This is a genomic window from Gemmatimonadota bacterium (genome assembly GCA_016712265.1).
Classification (GTDB): Bacteria; Gemmatimonadota; Gemmatimonadetes; order Gemmatimonadales; family Gemmatimonadaceae; genus RBC101.
Genome location: JADJRJ010000031.1, coordinates 1105281 through 1126214 on the forward strand (window position 1 = coordinate 1105281; position 20934 = coordinate 1126214).

Here is a 20934-nt window from a genome sequence, read left to right on the forward strand (position 1 = left end):
GCCGTGGCTACGGGCTCGCGAGGGCGCGAGCCACGGGACTCCGCATCGCGCGCCAGGCCGGCCACGCACAGCTGACCACCGAAACCACCACGGCCACTCCGAGCCAGGTCCCGACATGCGGCGCGTAGGGGACCAGATGCACGGGGACGCGGAACATGATGCGGCTGAATGCCTCGCCTAACGCCAGGCTGAAGGGCAGGGAGAGCGGGATCGCGACCACCCACCCGAGGAGGGCGATGACCAAACCTTCGACCTGCACGAGCCCGAAGATGGCTCCGTGGCCGGCGCCAATCGCGCGCATCACGCCGATCTCACGGGTGCGTTCGAGGACCGCGAGGGCCATGGTGGACGCGAGCCCCATCCCCCCGACGAGGATCATCACCCAGCCCATGGCGCCGAGAAATTGCACCACCATGAGCAAGTGGTCCTCGGTGACACGCCGCGATTCCTCGATGCGCTGGGTGGAGGCGACGGGGATCCCCGCCGCCTCGAGCGCCGTCCGCACCCGGGAGATCAGGTCGACCTGGAGCGCGAGCCCCGTCAGCTCCGTTGCGACAACCATGGTGCCGCGCAGGGTATCGCCCCGCACCTCGGCGAGGGCCGCTGTCGTTGTGTAGGCTTGCGGCGCGGGCCCGCCCTCGAAGAGCCCGGTCACCGTCCACCACGCCGTGCGACCATTGATGGTGAGTGACAGGGAGTCGCCGCGCATGAGGTCGGGGAGCACCCGCAGGGTGGAGCGCGACACCACGAGCGGGTGAGCCACGCGCGCGCAGGGTGCCTCGGGGGCAAACGGCGCGCAGCCTCCGCGAATCATGGTGAGGGCGAGCAGGTCGCCGCCGGTAACCCCCACCACCGGGAGTTCCTCCACGCCACCCACCGGCGTTGGCACCGACGCCCGTGCACCGCTCCAGGATTCAGCCCCACGCACGCCGTCGACGGCGCGCACGACGCGCTCCACCTGTTCGGCTGGTTGCGGCTGTGCCAGTCGCACGCTGAAGGCATACCGCTGGCTCCCATAGATGAGGTCCATCGATCCGATGACGGCGCGACGCAGGTTGCCGGTCGCGACAAACACGGCACCGCCGGTGGCGAGGGTCAGCATCGTCAGCAGCATGCGGCGGCGACGTCGAAAGGCGTTGCGCAGCGAGAGCGCCAGCACCCGCGACCATCCCCCGAGTACCGGGAAGGACGCGGCGTGCACGCCGTCCACGAGCCCGAGGTCCCGCAGTGCCGCGGCCACCGGGATGCCGACGCCGTGCCGGACCGGCAGCCACGCCGCAGTCAGCGGTAGGCCGAGGCCAACGATGAGCAGCAGCGTGACGGACCACCACGGCACACCAAACGCCGAGATGTCAAAATTGAGCATGTCGCCACGGAGCGTGGCATACCGCCGCCCGGCGACCAGCGCCACGGGGAGCGCCATCGCCGTGGCCAGCGCCCCGATGAGCGCGCCAAACGCGAGGTAGATCGCCCGCAGCTGCGGTTCATCGGCACCGAGGGTCTTCATGATGCCCACCTGGCGCACCTCGCCCACCAACATCGCCGTGAGCAGGTTCACGATGAGGAAGGCGCCGACGAGCAGGGCGAGGAGGCCGAAGGCCCCCTGTGTCATGAGCATCGAGTCCATCTGCGCGGCATGGATATGCTCACCGGGCTCGGGGACCTCGACGTCACGTACGGTCAGGCTCGCGGCTTCCACGCGTCGCCGCACCTCGGCGGCCACGCCGATCACGTGCGCTCGCGTTGGCGCCGGATCGGAGACGAGGAGTTGCAGCTCGTCAGGCAGGGCCGGGAGGCCGAGTTGCGCGAGGGTTCGGGTCGATGCCCACGCGTACACGACGTGCTCCATCCACCCGGGGGCGAGCCCCACGTCGCGCACGATGCCCGCGATGCGCACCCGCCGCTGGGCGCTGTCTGCGCCGATCACCGTGACTGATTCGGCCACCGCGGCACCGGCGAAATCCACCGATGAGCGCTCGATGGCGATCTCGCCGTCCGGAGGGGGCCACGCACCGCCGGCTGCGGACAACTTGCCAATGGAGACATGCGACGGGTCCTCGACCGCGAACAGCACCACACTCTGCCAGGTGCCGCGGACCTCCATCGGGATCCCGAGGGTCCTGCGGGCCTGGACCGCCCGGACCCCTGGGGTCGCGCGGGCGATCGCCATGGCGTCGGCGGTGACGGCGTCCATGCGCAACGTGGCGGCGGCCGGCTCCGAGGCGTAAAATCCCTCCACCGTGGCGCGTCGCACGAGGGCCCACGAGATGAGCACCGTGCCGGCGCCGGCGAGCGAGACGGCCATCGCCACGGCCACGAGGAGCGTGCGCGGCAGGTGCAGCGTCGCGTCGCGCAGGACCTTGCGCCATCGCGTATCAACCACGGCGCGTATCCTCCGCGATGCGGCCGTCGACGAGCGTGATGATGCGCGAAGCCACGTCCATGGCGCGCCGGTCATGGGTGACCATCACGATGGTGCGGCCGGCGGCACCTAACGAAGCCAGGAGGTCGAGCAGGGAGCGGGCCGTGCGCGAGTCGAGGTTGCCCGTCGGTTCGTCGGCGAGGAGGAGCGCCGGGTCATTGGCCAGGGCGCGGGCCACGGCCACGCGCTGCTGCTGGCCACCGGAGAGGCGCGAGGGCAGCTTGTCGGCCTGGTCGGCAACACCGAGTTGGTCGAGGAGCGCGAGGGCTCGCGCGCGGCGTTCCTTGCGGGGCCAGGTGTCGCAGAAGTCCATGGGGAGCTGGACGTTCTCGCACGCGGTCAACGTTGGGATCAGCTGGAAGAACTGGAAGACCAGCCCCAGCGCACGTCCTCGCCACCGGGACAACTCGCGTTCGCTCTGGGTGCCCAGGTCAACGCCAGCCACCTCTACGGAGCCAGACGACGGTCGGTCGATCCCGGCGAGCAGACCCAGGAGGGTCGACTTGCCGCTGCCGGACTCGCCGATGATCACGGTGAAATCCCTGGCTTGCAGGTCAACGGTCAGGTCGGTCAATGCCGGAAAGCGTCCCGAACCCACGGGGTAGTCCTTCGAGACGTGTCGGAGAGAGGCGGCGAGGGTCACGGGCTAAATGGACGAGGAGGTGCGCGGCATGATCGGTGGCCCCCCGTGCGGCGGCCACTGGTTGGGCGGTTATTCACCCGTCCCAAACGCCCGCTGGGCGAACGCGAGCACCACCACGCGTGTCGAGGCGGTAGCGTGCAGTCGTCCTCTCCCCCCGCCATGCGTATTCTCTCAGGGCTCGTCCTCGCCGCCTCCCTCGCCAACGCCCAGCACCCGGCGCGCCCGGCCGCACCGCCGGCGTCGACCGTGTCGCGGGAGGTCTCGCAGTTCGACTTCCTCGTGGGGCACTGGGAGCTGACCGTTCGCCCGAAGGTCTCCGGCCTCGCGGCACGCATCCATGGAGCGCCGCGGCTACTCGGCAGCTGGAAAGCGTGGAAGGTGCTCGACGGTAATGGCATCGAGGATGAGCTGCGGATCGTGGACGGCTCGGGGAATCCAACCGCGCTCTCCCTCGCGGTTCGGGTGTGGAACGCCACGGACCGTCGATGGGTGACGACGGCCGTTGACGGACAACGTGGCCGGATCACAACGGGCACGGCTATGATGGCGCAGGGGCGAATGGAGCTGACGGGCAAGGGGAGCGAGCCCGGGTCGCTCACGCGTTCGCGCTTCACGGACATCACCCCGACGTCATTCAAGTTCGTGCAGGATCGTTCGAGCGACGACGGGAAGAGCTGGGACGAGGCAGCGCTCGTCATCGAGGCCAAGCGTATCTCGGCGACCGCCCCGAGATAGAAGAGCGACCCGCTGGCGCCGCGGCGTCTCTGTCGGCTTCCGCTGCAGGCTCCGCCTCTCGACCTTTCGTCATGTCGCGCACCTGGCTCTGGCTACAGATCATCATCGGGTGGCTCCCGGTCTGGGGGCTGTTCGCCCTGCTGGTCGTGACGGCGCATGGGATCCCCTGGCCCGAGGCCGCGGTGATAGGTGGCCGCATGGTCCTGGCGGGTGTGCCGATCAGCCCACTGGTCTCGATGGTCGTTCGTCGTTTGCCCTGGCCGCAGCCGATGCAATTGCGATTCGTCGTGTCGCACCTGGCCGCGGCCGCGGGATATGCGTTTTGCTGGTTTGTGACGAACAGTCTGATCGAGAGCCTGCTCCGTTGGCAGCCGGTGTTGGTGATTGGGTATGCGCTCGGTCCGTTCCTGATCATGGGGGTGTGGTTGTACGTCATGCAGGCGGGGATCGGCTACGCATCGGCAGCCACGTCGCGAGCCGGACGGGCGGAAGCGGCGGCGGCCGAGGCCCAGCTCGCGGCGCTACGCGGTCAACTCAATCCGCACTTCCTGTTCAACGCGCTGCACACCGTCGCCCAGTTGGCGCCGATGGCACCGGAGCGCGCCGCGCGTGCCGCCGAGGATGTGGCGGGGTTGTTGCGAACGTCGTTAGGCGCGCACCGGGACCTGGTGACTCTCGCCGATGAATGGGCCTTTGTGCGTCGGTACCTCGATATCGAGCGGATCCGGTTTGGCGATCGGCTGCGCGTGGAGGCGGACGTGTCGCACGAGGTGCAAGGCTGCGAAGTCCCGGCGTTTGCGCTGCAGACCCTCGTCGAGAATGCGGTGCGTCACGGGGCCGGGCCTCGGGTGGAGCCCACCACGCTCACCATTCGCGCCTCGCGCGACGGGAGAGAGCTGGTGCTCGCGGTGATGGACGATGGCGCGGGGACAACCACGGCGCAGCTGGCGTCGTCGACCGGGACGGGGCTCCGGCGGCTGCGCCAGCGGCTCGATGTGCTCCACGGCGCAGCCGCCACGCTGGAGGTGCTTCCGCTGGACCGTGGCGTCCAGGCCACCCTCCGCCTGCCCGTGCACCCATGAGTGGCTCGCGGGCGACGCTGGCCCCCATCACGGTGGTCGTGGCGGACGACGAGCCGGTCGCGCGCGAGGGACTGCGTCGCGCTCTGGAAGCGTTCAGCTGGGTGCGGTGGATCGGGGAGGCGGGGTCGGGGACGGCCGCCGTGGAAATGGTCGATCGCCTCAAGCCAGACCTGCTCTTTCTCGATATCGAGATGCCCGGGGGCACCGGGCTCGACGTGATGCAGCGACTCACGCACCATCCGATGGTGGTCTTCACGACCGCCTATGCCGAATACGCCGTGACCGCGTTCGAGTTGGGGAGCCTCGACTACCTGCTCAAGCCCTTTGGACCTGAACGGCTGCAGTCGGCCATGGAGCGAGTGCGCGCCGCCGTGGGTGAGCCCCGGGAGTCACCCGTGGAGCGGCTCGCGGCCGCGCTGGGTACCGGTCCGATCACGCGGCTCTTCGTCCGATCGGGGAACGCGGTCCTGCCGGTCGCGGTCGATGCGTTAGTGCATCTGGAGGCGTGGGGCGACTACGTCATCGCACACACGGCGACCTCGAAGTACGTGATCCACGTGTCGCTCCAGCGCCTGGAGGAGCGGTTGGATCCGTCGTGCTTCGTCCGTGTGCACCGGTCGCACCTGGTGCACCTCGCGTGTGTCGCGGCATTCCGTCCGGAGGGCGGTGGGCTGGTGGCGGAGCTCACGACGGGGGCGCGCGTCCCCGTGAGCCGCACCCACGCGCGGGCGGTGCGGCGGCTCGCGCGATGATCCAGGGTGCTGGGCCCTCGCGGTGATGGCGGATTCGCTGCCATCATTGGTGACATGCGACGGCATTTGCGTCGACCGATCACACGAGGCGATGGGGACCGAATTGGACCTGGGGATCCGGAAGTACCATGAGGCGCTCGGCGCCAACGACCGGGAGATCTGCGACCTGCTCGCCAGGGAAATCGGCCGCAGCCTGGTCGGCGCCGAGGGCAAGGTGTGGCATGCGCATCCGGTCTGGTTCCTCGACGGCAACCCGATCGTGGGCTACAGCCTCCAGAAGAAGGGCGTTCGCCTGATGTTCTGGAGCGGGGCCGACTTCGGTGAGCCGGCGCTCAACGTCGTGGGGAAGAAGTTCAAGGATGCCTCGATCTTCTTTACGGAGGCTTCCCAGGTCAACCGGAGCGCGGTGCGGCGATGGTTGAAGGCCGCACGGCGTATCCAGTGGGACTACAAGAACATCGTGCGGCGCAAGGGGAAGCTGGAGCGGTTGCCGTAGCGTTTGGCTCCGTGTGAACGGCCGTAGCCGCTCACCCCTTGGGGAACATCGCCGCGCCCTTCGCTACGCGCCACCCCGCGCAGTCCAACCCGGCAAGGTCAGCAAACCGTTGGTCGCCTAACGACGACGGTGCCCCCAGGGCCGCCCACAGCTCAGCGGCCTTGGTCGGCATGAACGGCGCAACCGCCACACACTGGCGCGCGAGGTGACGGGCCAGCGCGGCCATCGTCGCGGCCAGCTCGTCGGCGAGCGCCGGGTCCTTCGCGAGCTTCCACGGGGCCTGGCGATCCACATACTCGTTGCCGCGCGCCACGGTGGACCAGATCGCTTTCAGTCCCTCGTGGAGCAGGTACCCTTCGCGGCCGTCCATCGCGGCGTGATACGCGTCGTAGTCCGCGAGGTCCTGTGTGTCGAGCGCCGTGGACGGTGCCGAAGGCACCGTACCTCCATGGTACTTCTCGATCATCGCCAGCGTGCGCGACGCCAGGTTCCCCCACGCGTTCGCGAGGTCGGCATTGTAGCGCTCCTCGAACCGCTCCCAGGAGAAGTTACCGTCCGCATCAAACGGCACTTCGCGCATCAGGAAATAGCGGAACGCATCCACGCCAAAGCGGTCGATCGCCTCGCCCAACTCCAGCTTGACTCCCGCCGACTTGCTGAAGCGCTCGCCACCAAGGTTGACGAAGCCATGGACCCACACCTGCTCTGGCAGGGGAAGCCCCGCGGCCTGAAGCATCGCCGGCCAAACGATGGAGTGAAGCCGATTGATGTCCTTCCCGACCACGTGCAGCTGCGCCGGCCATCGCGCCTCGTATCCGGCGTCGGGAAAGCCGGTCGCGGTGAGGTAGTTCGGGAGCGCATCAAACCACACCCACGTCCCCTGCTGTTCGCCGCTGGAGGACGCGACGGGGAAGGGAATCGCCCAGGTCAGGCGGGAACGGGTGATCGACAGGTCTTCCAGCCCCTGGTCCAACAGCGCCAGCATCTCATTACGACGCGAATCAGGGCGCAGGAAGCGTGGGTGCGTCGTGATACGCTCACGCAGGACGTCGGCGTACTTCGTCAAGCGGAAGAAGAAGTTCTTCTCCTGCGTCCACACCAGCTCGCGGGTCGGATGGGTCACGCACCGCCCATCGACGATCTCCGCCTCACGCTTGAACAGCTCACAGCCCACGCAGTACCACCCCTCGTAGGCCTGCTCGTAGAAGTCGTCCGGATTGCGCTCGTGGATGCGCTCGATGAGCGCCCGCACGCCGACCTTGTGCGGGGCGTCCGTGGTACGGATGAATTGGTCAAACGAGATCTCGAGCCGCGCCCACATCGCGCGGAACCGCACCGCGAGTTCATCGACAAACGCCTGGGGAGCCACGCCACGGTCCGCCGCGGTCTGCGCAACCTTCTGCCCGTGTTCGTCGAGCCCGGTCAGGAAGTGCACGTCGTAGCCCGCGAGGCGATGATACCGCGCGATCACGTCGGTGCCGATCTTCTCGAAGGCGTGCCCCAGGTGCGGGTCGCCGTTCGCGTAGTCGATCGCCGTGGTGAGGTAGAACCGCGGTGCGCTCACGTGCTGCTCCCTCCGTCTCCGGTGGATGACCCGGGCGGGCCCGGTCGCCGCGTCCCGCGACGGCCACGACGCCTCCGGTTTTGCCGCTCGTCGTTTGTAGATCCCTCGCTCCCCCCGTCGGGCGGTGGCGTGATGGGATCCGCGGCACCACGCACGTCGCGCGGTGGGCGAGTGGCGTTAGGCGCTGGAACGCCCGGGCGTTCCGGGCGTCGGGGACCGCGCCCGCCGCGGTCGCCGCGTCGTGCCTCTGGCGCGGCGGCGTCCTTCACGGGAAGCCGGCGGCCTTCCCGCGTTGGCGCTGGCGGCGCTGCCTCCGGGAGCCAGGCGGGCATCTCCGCAGTGTCCTGCAGCCGAAGGACCTCATCGCTGATGCCCTCGTCGCCGGGGGGGGGCGTCCTCATCAGCCGCCTGCGCACTGGCGGGGGCGTTCTTCCACTCGCGGCGCAACTCCGCCAGCGGCACAATGCGCGTCTCCCCCTCGACATTGCGCAGGGTGACCCGCTCACGGAAGATGTCGTTCGCGACGACCTTTTCCTCCCCCTTTCCCGTCTCGATGATCTTCCCTTCCTTGGGAAAGCGCTTACGCTGCTGCACGTAGAAATCGTGTTCATACCGCAGGCAGCACATCAGCCGGCCGCAGGCACCCGAGATTTGGGTGGGATTGAGCGACAACCGCTGGTCACGCGCGACACCAAGGTTCACCGGGCGCAGGTCAGGAAGCCACGATGCCGAGCAGTACTCGCGACCACACCGGCCGATGCCGCCCAGCCGCTTGGCCTCGTCGCGCACGCCGATCTGCTTGAGCTCGATCCGGGTGCGAAACGCGGCGGCCAGGTCGCGGACGAGGTTCCGGAAGTCGACGCGCTTTTCGGCCGTGAAGTACAGCGTCAGCTTGCGACGATCCCATCGCCATTCCGCGTCCGTCACCTTCATCGCCAACCCGGCTGCGCGCGCCTTTTCCGCAGATTCGCGTCGGGCAACGTCATCCTCCGCGCGCAATTCTTCAACACGCTTCACTTCGTTGGATGTTGCCCGACGCCGGACGGAGAGCGTCACCCCGCCCTCCGGGGCGTGGGGCACTCCGGCCAGCCGCTTTTCGGCCAACTCCCCGGTGGCGTGCACATAGCCCAGGTCCTCGCCGCGGTCGGCCTCGACGATCACGGGGGCGCGCAACGGCAGGGCCTCCTCACCCTCCCAGGTGAAGAACTCCTTTCGGCTTCCCTTGAAGAGGACCTCAACGATCACGACGTCGTGGCGGATGGAGGGTAAGGTCGCGGCCTGGTTCGAGATCGCCGCCGCGCCGAGCCAGGGGACAGGGCGCGAGCGGCCCTGCGCGACGGGCCAGCGGCGAATCGACGAAAGCTAACCGGGGCGCCCGTTCCCTGGCGTGGTGCCGGGCAACAGTTGGCCGCCCTATTCCGTGAACTGCCCCATCTTGAGGAACTTCTCGCGTCGCCGACGCACCAGCTTCTCCGGCTTCAGCTTGCGCAGCTCCTCGAAGTTCTTGATCAGGGCTTCCTGCAACGCCGCGGCGGTCGCTTCGTGGTTGGTGTGCGCCCCCCCCGAGGGTTCGGGGACCACCTCGTCGATGATCCCAAGCTCCAGGAGGTCCGGGGCCGTGATCTTGAGCGCCGTGGCCGCGCGCTCGCGCATCTCCGGGCTCTTCCCGTCCTTCCACAGGATCGCCGCGCACCCCTCGACCGTGATCACCGAGTAGACGGAATTCTCCAGCATCAGCACGCGGTCCGCGATGCCTAACGCCAGTGCGCCGCCGGATCCGCCTTCGCCGATCACCGTCGCGACGATCGGGACCTCAAGGGAGCTCATCTCGAACAGGTTGCGGGCGATCGCCTCGGCCTGTCCGCGTTCCTCCGCGCCCAGCCCGGCCCACGCGCCCGGCGTATCGATGAACGTGAAGACCGGCACCTGGAACTTCTCGGCCAGCTTCATCAAGCGCAGCGCCTTCCGATAGCCCTCGGGATGCGGCATCCCGAAGTTGCGGCGGAGGTTCTCCTTGGTGTCGCGCCCGCGCTGGTGACCGATCACCATCACGGTCTCCCCGTCGAGTCGCGCCCAGCCACCGACAATCGCCGCGTCCTCGCGAAAGAGCCGGTCCCCGTGCAGCTCGACAAAGTCCGTGAAGCAGAGGCGCAGGTAGTCCAGCGTGAACGGGCGCTTGTTGCTGCGTGCCACCTGCACGCGTTGCAGCGGCGTGAGGTTGCGATAGACCTCGCCGCGCAATTGAGACAGCTTCTCCTGGAGCGGCGCGATTTCCTCGTCGACGCTCAGGTGCTGATCGCCGGCCGTGCGCCGCAGCTCATCGATCTGTTTCTCCAGCTCGAAGATCGGGCGTTCGAACTCGAGTGTCGGTGTATTCGCCATGTCGGGTTACCCTCCCACGCGGATCAATCGCACCCGGTCCTGCCCCAGCAGCGAGCGCAGCTCGCCCAGTGCCGCTCCAGACGCCGCGACCTTCATCGTCCGCGACCGCAGCCGCACTGCCCCCCCATTGTCATCCGACCAACGTACCTCAACCGGCGCCGTTCCGGGATGCCCCTCGAGCACGGTGCGGATATCCGCGAAGACTCCCGGTGTAAGGTCGGCGACAGGTGCAGCCCCAGGAGCCGCGGCTGCCCCCGCTCCTGCCAGGACCAGCTCCACCGCGACCTGGCCCGCGAGACGGAGCTCCTCAAATCGCTGGACGGAGTCCACAATGAAGGTGGGGTTGTCTGCTCCCTGGTCGCGTCGACCGTAGGCCCCCTTTATGAGGAGCGGCACATCCGGGCGAATCTTGTCCTGAAGGGCCGCCCAGGCCTCGGGAAAGACCAGCAATTCCGCCGTGCCGGAAAAGTCCTCGACCGTGATTCGTGCAAACTCGTTCCCGCTCTTCTTGGAGACCTGCCGCTTGATCGCTGACACGACGCAGCCGAGGGTCATACTCCCCTCCTGCCAGGTTCCCAGCGCGCTGACGAGGTGCGAGGCAAACAACTCACACTCCGCACGGTAGGGTTCCAGCGGGTGCCCGGAGATATAGAAGCCCAGGATTTCCTTCTCACGCGTCAGTCGCTCGGACTCCGACAGTGGCGCGATGTTCGGGAGCGTTGGGGCATGCGCCGGTGCTCCGCTCGCCGCGACCTCCCCAAACAACGATCCTTTCTCGCCAACCACGGTGAACTTGTACCCCGACTCGTTCACGTCGGGGGGGAGCACGGTGAGGCCGAGTTCGCGGGCCTCATTGATGAACTTCACCACGGAGTCGGTGTCGCCGATCGAAGACGACAGGAGCGCCGCCATGAACTCGGCCGGAAAATGGGCCTTGAGCCACGCGGTGTGGTACGAGATGACCGAGTAGGCCACCGAGTGCGACTTGTTGAAGCCGTACCGGCCGAAGGTCTCGATCTGGGCGGCGATGTCCTCGATGATCCGACGGTCGTGGCCCTTGCCGACCGCCTTCTCGGTGAACTTGCCGAGTTCGACCTTGATCAGGTCCGCGTCCTTCTTGCCGACCGCCTTGCGGAGCACGTCGGCTTCGGCGAGCGAGATCCCGGCGAGGACCTGCGCGATACGCATCACCTGTTCCTGGTAGGTGATGACGCCGTAGGTGGGCTCGAGGATCGGCTCGAGTTCCGGCAACTGGTAGACGACCGGTTCCTCCCCGCGCTTGCGCCGCTGGTAGACCTTGTGCATGCCAGCGTCCAATGGACCTGGGCGCATCAGGGCGTTCGAGGCGACGAGGTCGTCAAACCGGTCGCAGCGCATGGCGCGCAGCATGTCGGTGGCCAGCGGCGACTCGAATTGAAAGACGCCGACCGTCCGCCCCATGCGGAGCATTCGATAGGTCTCGGGATCGTCGAACGGGACCGTGTCCAGGTCGGGGACCGTCTTGCCCCCGGCACGAATTGCTTCGAGGGTGTCGTGGATGACGGTGAGGGTGGTCAGGCCCAGGAAGTCCATCTTGAGCATCCCGGCCTTCTCGAGCGCGTTCATGTCGTACTGCGTCACGATCACGCGTTCGCCGTCGCTCCCCCCCGATCCCTTGGTCTCCTGCGTGCAGACCGGTACGTAATCGTCCAGCGGTCCCGGCGCGATGACGACACCCGCGGCGTGAACCCCCGTGTGCCGAGACAAACCTTCCAGTGCTACCGCATAGTCCAGGAGTTGCCGGTAGCGGGGCTCGCTGTCGTAGAACTTCTTGACGTCGGCGATTTTCTCGATCGCCTCGCGCACCGTCAGCGAGAAGTTCGGCTGGTTGGGGACGAGTTTGGCCAGCGCGTCCGTCTCGGCCGGCGTGAAGCCCAGGACGCGCCCCACGTCCTTGATCGCCGCGCGCGACTTCATTGTCCCGAACGTCACGATCTGCCCGACCGCGTCCTTTCCGTACTTGTCCCGGACGTATTCGATGACCTCGCCGCGCCGTTCGAAGCAGAAGTCCACGTCGATGTCAGGCATCGAGACGCGTTCCGGGTTCAGGAAGCGCTCGAACAGCAGGTCATACTTGAGCGGGCAGACATCCGTGATGCGGAGCCCGTAGGCGACGAGCGAGCCGGCGGCCGAACCGCGCCCCGGGCCCACCGGGATCCCCCGGTCGCGTGCGGCCCTGATGAAGTCGGCGACGATCAGGAAGTACCCGGCGTATCCGGTCCGCGTGATGACGCCGAGTTCATAGGACAAACGCTCGGAAACATGTGCGGGCAGCGGGTCGCCGTAGCGGGCCTTGGCCCCGGCCGTGGCCAGCTGCACCAGCAGGTCGTTTTCGGTGTCGATCCCGCGCGGGAGCGGGAAGGCGGGCACGTGGTACTTCTTGCCGAACGTGATGTCGCACGCGTCGGCAATGGCGAGGGTGTTGGTAAGGACCTCGGGGTTGTTCGGAAAGCGGGCGGCCACTTCCGGGGCGCTCTTGAAGTAGAGCCCCTTGTCGTAGTGCATCCGCTCCTTGTCTTCGCGATCCTTGCCCAGCCCGATGCACAGCAGCACGTCGTGTGCGTCGTGGTCGCTGGCACCGAGGAAGTGCGAGTCGTTGGTCGCGATGACCGGCACCCCCGTGCGGCGCGCCAAGTCGAAGATTCCTGCGTTGAGGGTCGCCTGCCCCCCGGAGTCGTGCGCCTGCACCTCGAGGTAGTAGCGATCCCCGAAGACCTCGCGATACCAGTCGGTCACCGCCGCGGCACCCGCCACGTCCCCGTTCTCGAGGTGCGTGGCCACCTCACCGGCGAGGCACGCCGACGAAACGATGAGCCCCTCGCTGTAGGCCGCCAGCAGCTCGCGATCGATCCGCGGGCGCGTATAAAAGCCCTCCGTGAAGCCTAACGACGATAGCCGGATCAGGTTCTGGTAGCCCTTGAGGTCCCGGGCCAGCAGCACCAGGTGGTAGTAGGGCTTCTGGCCGAGGGCGCCGCGGGCCTTCAAGCGGCGGTCGCCGGGGGCGACGTAGGCCTCCATGCCGATGATGGGCTTGATCCCGGCCTTTCGCGCCTTCTCCTGGAACTCCCACGCCGCGTGCAGGTTGCCGTGGTCGGTGATCGCCAGCGCCGGCATCTCGAATTCCTTCGCGCGCCGGATCAGGTCATCGATACGGTTCGCCCCGTCGAGGAGCGAGTATTCGGAGTGGCAATGCAGGTGGACGAAGGACATGCTCTCAGTGGAAGACGGCAGACGGCAGGTTTCAGACGGCAGACGGCAGTCAGGTGCTGGTCGCACGTTGCTCGCTCGTTACGAACGCCCGATAGGGGCGCCGGGGCAAGGTCTTGCGAACGAGGCGGAGGCATCTCCAGGAGGTGTGGGATGGTGCGAGACGGCGCCCTCGTGACGTCGCGCCCCGGAGCGGGGAACAGCGCGTGCTGCTCGTGCCGCCCGGGCTGCTCGTGCTTCTCGTACTTCATCCGTTTATCGTCCCCCCATGTCCCCCCGTCCGCGCGATCTGGTACGCGCCTCGCTCCTCCTCGTCGCCGTCGTCGCCCTGGCGTTCCTGGCGTCCCCGATGGGTCGCTACCTGACGCGCGCGGCATGGGAGGAAGCCCGCATCCTGCGGAATCGCCGATCGATCGTCGCCCTGGTGGCGGATACCGCCGTGTCCGCACCACTTCGCCAGCGCTTGCAGCTGGTCCTGGACGCGCGCCAGTTCGCCGTCGACTCCATCGGACTGGTCGCGAAGGAGAGCTTCACGACGTACAGCGCCCTCGCGCGTGACACTCGTCCTGGTCCTGAGCGCGTCCCGGCGGGACACGCTCGCCGCCCACACCTGGTGGTTTCCGGTCGTCGGGCGCTTTCCCTACAAGGGATACTTCGACTTTGCAGAGGCGCAGCGCGTGGCCGCCGAGATGCGCGATCGGGGGTACGACACCTACCTGCGCCCGGCGAGCGCCTTCTCCACCCTCGGTTGGTTCAACGACCCCCTGCTCTCGACGACGGTGCGCCAGCCTCCGGAAGCGGTCGTGAACACCGTGGTGCACGAGCTGCTGCACAACACTGTCTTTGTGCGCGGGCAGGTGGTGTTCAATGAAAGCTTCGCGAGCTTCGTCGGCGCACATGGGGCGATGGCGTTCTATAGAAGCCGGGGTGACACGGCGGCCGTGCGGCGCGCCCGGGACGATTGGGAGGACGACAAGGCGCTGGCCGCCTTCTGGTCCGCGACCGCGCGGTCCATCGATTCCGTGCTGGCCATTCCCGGCCGTGACTCCGTCGCGCGTATCGCGGCGCGCGACACGGTGTACGCCCGCATGCGCACCTGGCTGATCGACGAGATCGCGCCACGGCTGCGCCTGGTTGACACCACACGCCTGCGCACGATCCAACTCGATAATGCAGCCCTGATCGCGCGACGGACCTACGCGTCGGACCTGGCCCTGTTCGATGAGCTCCATCGCAAGGCCGGTGGCGATCTCCGGCGGACGATCGCTGTGATTCGGTCACGGGCCGCCGACGCGGGGGATGCGTTTGCGGTGGTGAGGGGATTGGTGGGCGCTGGCTCGTGGTAGCGGGAGCCGTGTGTGTGAGGCTGGTGCTTGACACCGGCCACGCGCTCCCGCGCGCCATCGGTCTGCGGTCTGCGGTCTGCGGTCAGCCGTCAGTCTTGAACCGCCCCCGCATCAGCGCCCGCAGGTCAACACCGGCCGCGGGCTCGGGGGCTGTCTGCTGGAGTCCATCAAACTTCGGGACCACTCGCTCCATCAACGACCGCACCTCTCGATCGAGGAATCGCGAGAGCTGGTCAATCGAATAGTCGGCCCCGCGGCGCGAGTTGTACGAGTTGAGCGGGTACGTCACCGCGAGGTGGTTCCGGGCTCGGGTCATGGCCACGTACATCAGGCGGCGCTCTTCCTCCAACTCCTCTTCGTTGCCGATCGAGCGCGAGAGGGGAAACCAGCCATCAACCGCCCAGATCAGGAAGACGGCGTCCCACTCCTTGCCCTTGGCGCTATGGACGGTGCTCAGCACGAGGGCATCCGTCTCGTCGTCCTCGGTGCCTCTGCCGAGGTCTTGCGTGGATTGCGGGGGCTCCAGGGCGAGAGCCGCGAGAAAGGCGCCGCGTGACGGAAAGCCGGCGGCGATCCCCTGCAGTTGCTCCAGGTCGTTGAGCCGTGGCTCGGGGGTGTCGTACTTCTCGCGGAGCAGGTCGTCGTAGAGGGCGCGAATGCGGGCGATATCGCGTCCGACGTGCCCATCCCCTTCGGGGGCCTGGCGCAGGCGGGTGAGCAGGGTGCCTAACGACCGTTGGGCTTCCCGGGCACGGGAGGGAGCGGGGAGGTCGGCAAAGTCGTCGATCAGCCACCCGCGCTCCGACAGCTGGCGCATGAGGTCGCGCGCCGTGACCTCCCCGATCCCCGGGAGCAGGTTGAGGATCCGGTACCAGCTGACCTCATCGCGCGGGTTCTCGAGCACGCGAAGGAAGGCGAGCACGTCCTTCACGTGTGCGGCCTCGAGGAACTTGAGCCCGCCCCACTTGTCGAACGGGATATTGCGGTTGGTCAGCTCGATCTCGAGGTCGGCCGACATGTAGCCGGCCCGGAAGAGCACCGCCATCTCGCGCAGTGGCATCCCCTGTTCGTGCAGCTCGAGGATCCGCTCCACCACAAAGCGCGTCTGCTGTGGTTCGTCCTGCACGGCGACGAGCCACGGACGGTCGCCCCCGGTGCGCCGTGTCCAGAGGTTCTTGGTGAACCGCTCGGTGGCACGCGAGATGAGCACGTTGCTCACGTCGAGGATCGGCTGGACGGAGCGGTAGTTCTCCTCGAGCGTGACGATGGTCGTGCCGTCGAAGGTGCGTGGGAAGTCGAGGATGTTGCGAAACGACGCTCCGCGGAACGAGTACACGCTCTGGGCGTCGTCACCGACCACCGCGATGTTGGCGTGGCCGCGGCACATGCCCTTCAGGATGCGCGCCTGGAGGGTGTTGGTGTCCTGGTACTCGTCGACCAGGAGGTGGTCGTAGCACCCGGCAATGCGGCTGCCTAACGCGTCCGATCCCTCCAGCATCGCGAGCCAGAACAGGAGCAGGTCGTCGTAGTCGACCAGGTTGCGGGCCGCCTTGCGTTCCGTGTAGTCGGCGAAGATGCGCTCGATGGCGGCCTGGTAGTCGACAAACGCGGGATAGCCGGCGCCGAGGATGGTCGGGATGTCGAGGTCGGTGTTGACGTGGCGGGAGTAGATGTGGTGGAGGGACTCCTTCTTGGGGAAGCGCTTCTTGCGCGCCTCCACGCCCCCATGCTCGGCCCGCGAGAGGTGCATGAGGTCCTCGGCGTCGCCCTGGTCCATGATCGTGAAGTCGGCCGCGACACCGGCCGATGGACCGAAACGTCGCAGGAGGCGGTGCCCGGTGGCGTGGAAGGTGCCGCCGTGGACCTGCCGCCCGGCGCTCCCCACGAGGCGTTCAACGCGCGAGAGCATCTCCTCGGCGGCGCGCCTGGTGAAGGTGAGGAGGAGGATCCGCTCGGGTGGGGTGCCGCGCTGGAGGAGGTCGGCGACCCGATAGGTGAGGGTGCGGGTTTTCCCGGTGCCGGCCCCGGCAATGATCAGGAGGGGCCCGGTGCCGAAGGTGGCCGCCGCCGCCTGCTCGGCGTTGAGCTCGTCGCGCAGGTCTCGTGGCGCGCGGTGGGACTCGCGCGACGGGAGGGGGTAGCGGCGTGGGAGCTCGGAATCGGCCACGGGACAACTATAAGGGAGGGTTGCGGGGGTGGTGGTACCTCCGCAACGCATCGCCCGTGCCGCCCGTGCCGCCCGTGCCGCCCGTGCCGCCCGTGCCGCCCGTGCCGCCCGTGCCGCCCGTGCCGCCCGTGCCGCCGCCCGCCGTCTGCCGTCTGCCGCCCGCCGTCTGCCGTCCGCCGCCTGCCGTCCCCCGTTGCTCCCGGTCGTCCTGACTCGTCGTAGGGGGTCGGAGAAGCGCCTCTGGCGCGGAATGGGGGTCGGTCATACATTCGCGCCGCATTTTGCGACACCGTGACCGAATTGCGGAACCGCGCACCCCGGACGTAGGCGTGATTTGGGTCACGGAAAGGGGCAGGACCCCGTGGGAGTCGACGGGGGCGCACCACCCGAAAGGGGCAGGGCGAGGTACTGGGCTAAGTTGGCTCGGTGTTTCGCCTTGACCCCATTTCGGGCAATCGGTAGCTTTGCGGGCTTCGGGTCGACTGGAGTCTGTTTGGCGCCCGAGAAAAACTGATGGTGACCGATGGGAGTGAGGTGGGGTCTCCAGTCCAGACGGAGGCCGCGCTGCGCCTCCCGTCGGCGCTTGTCCGTCGGCGCGGAAGCGGTAGCCAGCAGACGCAGTGAAGTCAGCAGTTGTCGGTCAGTGGTACCGGATGTTTCCCGTGTTGTTCAACCGAAGTTCACGTAGCACAACCTCACTCTGCAGAAGGGGGAAAGAAATGCAGAAACTCTCTCGGTCGCTCATTGCACTCGGCGGGCTCGCTGCCCTTGCCGCTTGCGGTGACGACGTCTCCATCACCCCGCCGACGCCGACTCCGGTCGCCGTTGTTGGCGTAACGGTGAGCCCCGCGTCGTTGTCGCTGAAGGTTGGCGAGAGCGCCACGTTGGGCGTCTCCGTCGAGGCCACTGGCGGCGCTGGTACCAGCGTCACCTGGGCGTCCTCGAACAACGCAGTGGCGACCGTGTCGGCCACTGGTGCCGTGACGGCTGTCGCGGCTGGTAACACGACGGTTCGCGCGACCTCGACGGTCGACAACACGAAGTCGGGCGCGGCGCAGGTGACCGTGACGGCTCCGGCAGTTCGCAGTGTGGTCGTTTCGCCGGCGACGGTGAGCCTCCAGGTTGGTCAGTCGGTGACGGCGATTGCGACGGTTGATCGCGATGCCGGTGCATCGGGCGCCGTGACCTGGGCCTCCTCGAACGCGGCGGTTGCCACGGTCACGTCGGCCGGTGTCATCGCCGGTGTGGCGCAGGGTACGGCGGTGATCAGCGCGACCTCGACGGCTGACGCCACCAAGGCGGGCGCGTTGTCGGTGACGGTCGTCCCGGTCCCGAACACCCTGATCGCCCTCTCGGTTGCCCCGACCAACGCCAACCTCGGCGTCGGCAGCACCGTGCAGCTCGTCCCGAGCGCCACGACGGCTGGCAATGCGGCGGTGACCTACACCTACGCGTCGTCCAACGAGACGGTCGCGACGGTCAGCACCTCCGGCCTCGTCACGGCGGTTGGCAACGGCACCGCGGTCATCACGACCACGGCGGCGACTGCCACCAACAGCCTCTCGGTCGCCACGACGATCAACGTCGCGAGCGCCTCGGTCTCGATCAGCACGATCACCACGGGTGGCCTTGGAACTCCGGTCAACCTGGCGAACGTCGCCGGCCAGATCGAAGTCACCATGAACGTCTCCGCTGGCAACCAGACGCTGGACTCGGTCCGCGTGAAGCTTGGTTCCCAGGCGGCCGCTTCGCAGGGCTTCACGGTCAACGGTGCGCCGAATGCGCCTGTGACCCTGTCGATCAACACTGCGGAGTACGCGATCAACGCCGACTCGACCTCGACCGTCCGCTACCTGAACGGTTCGACGGGCGTCCAGGCTGAGCTGTTCGTGCGTGGTGCCTCGGGCCCGACGGCCTCGAACACCATCACGATCAACCTGAACAACACCGACACGTTCCATGCCCGTTGGGCCCTCCCGACCACCTCGGCGATCGCTCCGGCGACTGGCCTGCAGTGGTACGGTGGTCCGAGCACGACGACGACGATCAACGCGATCCCGGTCATGTACTCCGGGAACACGATCACGTCGGCCACGCTCCACATGGACGACTTCTCGGTCGCTGGTAACGCGTCGCTCTGCGGCGCTGCGGTGACGGACGCTGCTGCGCCGTTCACGGCCAGCTTCGCTTGCACGGGCATCACCAACACGACGGTGCAGCCTGGCGTTGCGGCTTCGCTCCGTGGCGATGGCAACCCGGGTCCGGCCGCCGTCGGTGGTAACTCCGCCGCTGGCTTCCACACGGTGCTGTTCGCCAACGCTGGTCCGCTCGTCCAGGGCGCCGCGATCCCGGTCCGCATCGACGTCGCGGGTCCGGCCACGGCCACCTACGCGTGGGTCGCCGGTACGACCTTCGATTACTGGGCGAACGCGAGCTTCCGCTTCGACACCAGCACCAGCGGTATCTTCTCCCGCGCTCGTGCGGCTGACGGCGGCGTTGGTGCCTCCGCTGCCTCCACGGACGTGTACGAGTTCGAGGATCGCGCCGTCTCCGGCACTGCCTGGGCCGTGCACACCGCGAACACGAACAACATCCCGGAGAACGCTGCCGACTTCACGGTCAATGCCTACAACGGCCGTGTGACGGAAATGGATCTCCTCGGCAACGCCACGATCACGTACCTCGGCAACACCACGACCTCGCCGGGCCAGAACTTCGGCGTGGACACGACGATGCCGACGTTGACGTACCTCACGACCGCGCTCGAGCCCCGTATCGCCCTCCCGGCGACGGACACGCTCGGCAACACCAAGATCCTCACGAACGATGGCAACATCGCGAACACCACTCGTGCGGACTCGGCGTACTTCGGCGTGCGTTACACCGATACCCGTTCGGGCTTCAACCTGAACAACGGTACGGAAGCGCAGTACATCCGCATCACGCGCATCGGCCAGCCGGGCGCTCCGGGTGCCAGCACCTGCGTCCTGGGTGTTGTCTCCAGCAGCGTTTGTAACTTCGCTCGCCGTGTGGGCGTCGTGGACGCCACGGACCTCACCCAGCGTCGCGACACCACTGGTGTCTACGGCTCTGGCGTGAACTTCTCGGGTGGTGGCACCGGTGACCTGTACACGCCGGCCACTGCTGGTGACTCGGCCGGTTACTACACGTACGAGACGTACGTTGTTGACCGCGCTGGCAATGCCACCGCGACGATCAGCAAGACGGTCGCCGTCGACGTTGACGCGCCGCTGGCTACTGGCCTCAACCCGGCCGCTGCTGGCCTGGTCGCTGGTTCGGCCAACGTCTGGTTGCCGATCGGCGCCGACGAACTCGAAGTGCTCGATGCCGCGTTCGGGTTGCGTTATCCGAACATGGCCGACGGTACGGCGCAGGATACGATCTACTTCGATCGCAAGTTCATCACCGACTTCAAGGCCGGCTTCTCCGGTCTGCCGCTCGCGGGCCTGGTTGGCCCGGGTCAGACCTACGGCAACAGCGGCATCACGCTCCCGGTGAACTTCTTCCGTGGCGTTGATACCGTGCTTGTCGCGGACTCGACCGCTCCGCTCACCGTGTCGGCGACCTACAAGCCGACCACGGCGATGGCCGAGATGTACGACATCCGCTCGTTCACCTCGAGCTCGGTGGTGTACCCGAACCTGTCGTCCGGCTTCTACAGCACGGTGATCCTCCCGAGCCAGGTTTCTAATGGCGCGGTGGTCTCGCTGGGTGCCGCCGGTTCGCAGTGGTATGTCTTCGGTACTGGTACGACGGGCAGCACGATTCAGGCGGAAGTCCGTCAGACCACCGTCATCAACAACGCTCCGTTCACCCAGGTCGCGTTCTTCCGCGCTCCTGCAGGTGGCACCGGGCGCTGGATCTACCTCGGGACGGTCGCGACGGCCAGCCCGAACGATCAGGGTGGCAATCGCTTCTGGCGCTACACGCTGTCCGGTGTTGCTCCGAGCCTTGCGACGGGCGATCGCATCCGCGCCATTGGTATCACGGCGTCGGGTGACGGCCTCTCGACGCAGACCCACGTCCAGCCGTAAGCAGTAACGCTCCACAAGTGGTAAGCAGCGGGCTCCGCCGAAAG

Annotated in this window: 14 protein-coding genes; 7 read left to right on the forward strand and 7 right to left on the reverse strand. The window is 67.5% G+C overall.

The window, feature by feature from the left end; translation table 11 throughout:
- Positions 1–7 precede the first annotated feature (7 nt).
- A complete protein-coding gene (locus IPK85_25655; protein ID MBK8250750.1) occupies positions 8–2383 on the reverse strand; it encodes an ABC transporter permease in 2376 nt (791 codons plus the stop codon).
- Positions 2376–3065 (reverse strand): ABC transporter ATP-binding protein, encoded by a 690-nt coding sequence (locus tag IPK85_25660; protein ID MBK8250751.1) that lies wholly within the window; start codon positions 3063–3065, stop codon positions 2376–2378. The genes IPK85_25655 and IPK85_25660 overlap by 8 nt, the downstream gene beginning before the upstream one ends.
- A 159-nt stretch (positions 3066–3224) precedes the next feature.
- Here IPK85_25660 and IPK85_25665 point away from each other — a divergent pair, with 159 nt between their 5' ends.
- The 4 genes from IPK85_25665 to IPK85_25680 all read left to right on the forward strand — a co-directional run bounded on the left by IPK85_25665 (position 3225) and on the right by IPK85_25680 (position 6130).
- Positions 3225–3800 carry a hypothetical protein gene (locus IPK85_25665; GenBank protein ID MBK8250752.1) on the forward strand — a complete coding sequence of 192 codons (576 nt, stop codon included), beginning with the start codon at positions 3225–3227 and terminating at the stop codon, positions 3798–3800.
- A gap of 71 nt (positions 3801–3871) precedes the next feature.
- Entirely contained in the window at positions 3872–4882 is a 1011-nt protein-coding gene (locus tag IPK85_25670) for a histidine kinase (protein MBK8250753.1), read from the forward strand.
- Entirely contained in the window at positions 4879–5634 is a 756-nt protein-coding gene (locus IPK85_25675) for a response regulator (GenBank protein ID MBK8250754.1), read from the forward strand. Before IPK85_25670 ends, IPK85_25675 begins: the two co-directional genes overlap by 4 nt.
- A gap of 103 nt (positions 5635–5737) precedes the next feature.
- Positions 5738–6130, forward strand: coding sequence for a DUF1801 domain-containing protein (locus IPK85_25680; GenBank protein ID MBK8250755.1), 393 nt, complete (start codon positions 5738–5740; stop codon positions 6128–6130).
- Positions 6131–6161: 31 nt separating this feature from the next.
- Here the strand turns inward: IPK85_25680 and IPK85_25685 are convergent, their stop codons facing one another.
- The 4 genes from IPK85_25685 to dnaE form a co-directional block, all read right to left on the reverse strand.
- Entirely contained in the window at positions 6162–7694 is a 1533-nt protein-coding gene (locus tag IPK85_25685) for a methionine--tRNA ligase (protein ID MBK8250756.1), read from the reverse strand.
- 360 nt (positions 7695–8054) lie between these two features.
- On the reverse strand, positions 8055–8939 hold the full coding sequence (locus IPK85_25690; GenBank protein MBK8250757.1) for a stage 0 sporulation protein: 885 nt from the start codon (positions 8937–8939) through the stop codon (positions 8055–8057).
- A gap of 168 nt (positions 8940–9107) precedes the next feature.
- Entirely contained in the window at positions 9108–10076 is a 969-nt protein-coding gene (locus IPK85_25695; GenBank protein MBK8250758.1) for an acetyl-CoA carboxylase carboxyltransferase subunit alpha, read from the reverse strand.
- A gap of 6 nt (positions 10077–10082) precedes the next feature.
- Complete coding sequence (dnaE, locus tag IPK85_25700) at positions 10083–13325, reverse strand: DNA polymerase III subunit alpha (protein ID MBK8250759.1); 3243 nt, start codon at positions 13323–13325, stop codon at positions 10083–10085.
- 265 nt (positions 13326–13590) lie between these two features.
- Between dnaE and IPK85_25705 the strand changes: the two genes are divergently transcribed.
- Entirely contained in the window at positions 13591–14193 is a 603-nt protein-coding gene (locus tag IPK85_25705) for an aminopeptidase (GenBank protein MBK8250760.1), read from the forward strand.
- The gene (locus tag IPK85_25710; protein ID MBK8250761.1) at positions 14126–14668 is read left to right on the forward strand and encodes an aminopeptidase; all 543 of its coding nucleotides are present in this window, start codon (positions 14126–14128) and stop codon (positions 14666–14668) included. The genes IPK85_25705 and IPK85_25710 overlap by 68 nt, the downstream gene beginning before the upstream one ends.
- Positions 14669–14750: 82 nt before the next feature.
- On the opposite strand, the gene IPK85_25715 is transcribed toward IPK85_25710, so the two are convergent.
- Positions 14751–16835: an ATP-dependent helicase gene (locus tag IPK85_25715; GenBank protein MBK8250762.1), complete on the reverse strand. Its 2085-nt coding sequence runs from the start codon at positions 16833–16835 to the stop codon at positions 14751–14753.
- Positions 16836–17554: 719 nt separating this feature from the next.
- Here IPK85_25715 and IPK85_25720 point away from each other — a divergent pair.
- On the forward strand, positions 17555–20890 hold the full coding sequence (locus tag IPK85_25720; GenBank protein MBK8250763.1) for an Ig-like domain-containing protein: 3336 nt from the start codon (positions 17555–17557) through the stop codon (positions 20888–20890).
- Positions 20891–20934: the final 44 nt, after the last annotated feature.